Source organism: Vibrio sp. V08_P9A1T1 (assembly GCF_963874405.1).
GTDB classification, from domain to species: Bacteria; Pseudomonadota; Gammaproteobacteria; order Enterobacterales; family Vibrionaceae; genus Vibrio; species Vibrio anguillarum.
Genome location: NZ_CAWNIB010000193.1, coordinates 1 through 3,068, shown reverse-complemented (window position 1 = coordinate 3,068; position 3,068 = coordinate 1). Strand labels below are relative to the sequence as shown.

The following is a 3,068-nucleotide window of genomic DNA, read 5'->3' as shown; positions in this document are numbered from 1 at the left end:
TTGGCTAGGTGACCCCTAAGGGTCATATTGAATAGAGCACATATCGTGCCAATTAATTTTATGCAAAAAGGGCTATTAACTAACGAATTAGTGCCTTTTTGTTATTTTATTTTGCAAAATGCGAACCTTAATGCAATAGTTAAGGCAAAGTGCAAAATAATAATGGCTAGAATATGCAACCTGACTTTTCTCTACAAAAGGCTAAATATCTTTTGATGGTGGAAGATACGGCTTCCGTTGCGGCGCTGTATCGTTCATACCTCACCCCCCTTGAAATCGATATCAATATTGTTGGTACAGGTCGTGATGCGATAGAGAGTTTAGCTCACCGAGAGCCGGACCTCATATTGCTGGATCTTCGATTACCCGATATGACGGGCATGGACGTTTTACATGCTGTGAAAAGTCACTACCCCAATGTGCCAGTGATATTCATGACCGCTCATGGTTCGATCGATACCGCAGTGGAAGCGATGCGTCACGGTGCCCAAGATTTCTTGATCAAACCTTGTGAAGCAGACCGCTTGCGCGTCACGGTTAACAACGCCATACGTAAAGCTAGCAAACTAAAAAATGAGGCTGGTAACCCGGGTAATCAGAACTACCAAGGTTTTATCGGCAGCAGTCAAACCATGCAATCAGTCTATCGAACCATTGACTCAGCGGCCTCCAGTAAAGCCAGTATTTTTATTACTGGCGAAAGTGGTACGGGTAAAGAGGTGTGCGCAGAAGCGATTCATGCGGCCAGTAAACGTGGCGATAAACCCTTCATTGCGATTAACTGCGCCGCCATTCCTAAAGACTTAATAGAGAGTGAACTCTTTGGCCACGTGAAAGGCGCATTTACTGGCGCAGCGACCGATCGCCAAGGCGCAGCCGAGTTGGCTGATGGCGGCACACTGTTTTTGGATGAACTGTGTGAAATGGATTTGGATTTGCAGACCAAGCTGTTGCGCTTTATCCAAACGGGCACATTCCAGAAAGTGGGCTCATCGAAGATGAAAAGTGTCGATGTTCGTTTTGTCTGCGCTACCAACCGCGATCCATGGAAAGAGGTACAAGAGGGTCGTTTTCGTGAAGATTTGTACTATCGTCTTTATGTGATCCCATTGCATTTACCACCGCTACGCGAGCGAGGCGATGACGTTATTGAAATTGCTTACTCTTTGCTCGGCTTTATGTCTAAAGAAGAAGGCAAAGGTTTTGTCCGCTTAGCGCCAGAGGTTGTGGAGCGTTTTACGCGCTATGAATGGCCGGGTAATGTGCGTCAACTGCAAAACGTGTTGCGGAATGTGGTGGTATTGAACCACGGCAACGAGATCGAACTGAGCATGTTACCGCCACCGCTAAATCAAGTCGTGGATAACAAGATCCGATTAGCAAACCTAACGACGGAAACGCGCAAGGAAAATATAACCGTGCACGATATTTTTCCTTTATGGATGACGGAAAAGCAAGCCATCGAACAAGCGATAGAAGCGTGTGATGGTAATATTCCTAAAGCAGCCAGTTATTTAGACGTTAGCCCTTCAACGATCTACCGCAAGCTTCAAGCGTGGAACAGTAGAGAGAACTCATAGAGATATGGAACTGATCAATAAAAACAAAATTGCGCATTTGGCCCAAGAAATTGGAGAAGAGAATGTGCCAATATTGCTCGATATTTTTCTCAGCGAGCTGAGCGCCTATACACAGAAGCTAGCTGATCAAAATCTGCCGGATAAAATCGAATATTTAAAAGACATCAGCCATGCTCTAAAAAGCAGTGCCGCCAGCTTTGGTGCGGATAAACTGTGCGCTAAAGCGGTGGATATCGATAGCAAAGGAAAGGCAAACTGCATTTTTGATGAGGCTGAAGAAGTGGCGGCGATGCGCGCTCTTATCGAAGAGACGCATCGTTGCTACTGCCACTTGATGGATTAGCTTGTGAGTTGATTCTCAATGGCTTTTTGAAGTTTAACTCGGTCGTGCCGCCAGTCACGATTGGATGATGCTAGCTCTGTAGTGACACAATGCCAGTGTTCAGCCAGCTCCGGATGTGGTGTATCGCCGATCACCACATCGATTTTTCGCGCGTGGCAGGCGCGCTCACACCATTCCAATTTCTGCCGTAGCGACATGCGACCAGCAGGTCCTTGCTCGGGAGACAAGTTCTCAACAAAAATCAGCTTTGCTTTTACGTTTTGCTCAATGGCATTGCCAATTTCGGGCAGCAGTAGTGGTGGCATCACACTGGTGAGAAAGCTTCCCGGGCCAAGGATGATGCAGTCTGCTGCACTGATGGCGAGTATGGCTTCTTTGGTTGCTGGCACTTCAGGTGATAAATCTAAGCGCCTTAAATCTTCCGTCATCTCGTCCACGTTCGTTTCACCCGTGACCCAGTGACCATCCATAGAAAGTGCACTAAGATCAGAAGGATGCTCTGACATAGGTAAAATATTAACATCGACTTTGAGCATGTTGCGGATCAAGTTGATCGCGTCTAAAGGGCGCACAGATAGGTTATCTAATGCAGTCAGCATCAAATTACCGAGATTATGGCCATTGAGTTCTCCCGCACCTTTAAAGCGATATTCAAACATCATCGAACTGATGGAAGGCTCAGTGATCAACTGGTTGATACAGTTACGTGTATCGCCCCATGCAATGCCACCTTGGCAGTGGCGAATGCGCCCAGTGGAACCGCCGTTATCTGTGGTGGTTACAATCCCTGTCGCATTGGAGCCAAAATCTTTTAACGCCGCTAGCATGCGTCCAAGCCCATGTCCTCCGCCAATGGCGACGACTTTCTTTGAAGTGTATAGAGTCATCTGTTCTTCTTATTTTTTAATAATTAACTACAATTTAAATCAGCTTGTTCACAACCCATACTCATTAGGAGGTAAATTGGGTAATGGACTCTTTTTTTTTACGATAAGGGTAGAATCACTTACTAATATTAAGTATTTTACTTATCAGCTGCTGTAGAGATAGTTAATTATACTACCTCAACGGCTGCCATAGCTCCGAGCTTAACTGGCTAAGTCTCATTTTTGTGAGATAGGGTGGTTAAGCCAGTGGTCTAATAC

The 3,068-nt window shown here is 45.8% G+C and carries 3 protein-coding genes; 2 read left to right on the top strand and 1 reads right to left on the bottom strand.

Going from position 1 to position 3,068, the window contains the following annotated elements; translation table 11 throughout:
- The first annotated feature begins 173 nt into the window (after positions 1-173).
- Entirely contained in the window at positions 174-1,580 is a 1,407-nt protein-coding gene (luxO, locus tag AACT21_RS08295) for a quorum-sensing sigma-54 dependent transcriptional regulator LuxO (RefSeq protein WP_026028983.1), read from the top strand.
- Between the two features lie 4 nt (positions 1,581-1,584).
- Positions 1,585-1,923, top strand: a complete 339-nt coding sequence (gene luxU, locus AACT21_RS08290; RefSeq protein WP_013857261.1) for a quorum-sensing phosphorelay protein LuxU — start codon at positions 1,585-1,587, stop codon at positions 1,921-1,923.
- On the opposite strand, the gene AACT21_RS08285 is transcribed toward luxU, so the two are convergent.
- Positions 1,920-2,810: a YvcK family protein gene (locus tag AACT21_RS08285; RefSeq protein WP_013857260.1), complete on the bottom strand. Its 891-nt coding sequence runs from the start codon at positions 2,808-2,810 to the stop codon at positions 1,920-1,922. The genes luxU and AACT21_RS08285 overlap by 4 nt on opposite strands.
- Between the last annotated feature and the right edge of the window lie 258 nt (positions 2,811-3,068).

Excerpts from the sequence above, each read along its gene's own strand:
- luxO (WP_026028983.1), top strand. The coding sequence starts at position 174 with ATGCAACCTGACTTTTCTCTACAAAAGGCTAAATATCTTTTGATGGTG.
- luxU (WP_013857261.1), top strand. The coding sequence starts at position 1,585 with ATGGAACTGATCAATAAAAACAAAATTGCGCATTTGGCCCAAGAAATT.
- AACT21_RS08285 (WP_013857260.1), bottom strand. The coding sequence starts at position 2,810 with ATGACTCTATACACTTCAAAGAAAGTCGTCGCCATTGGCGGAGGACAT.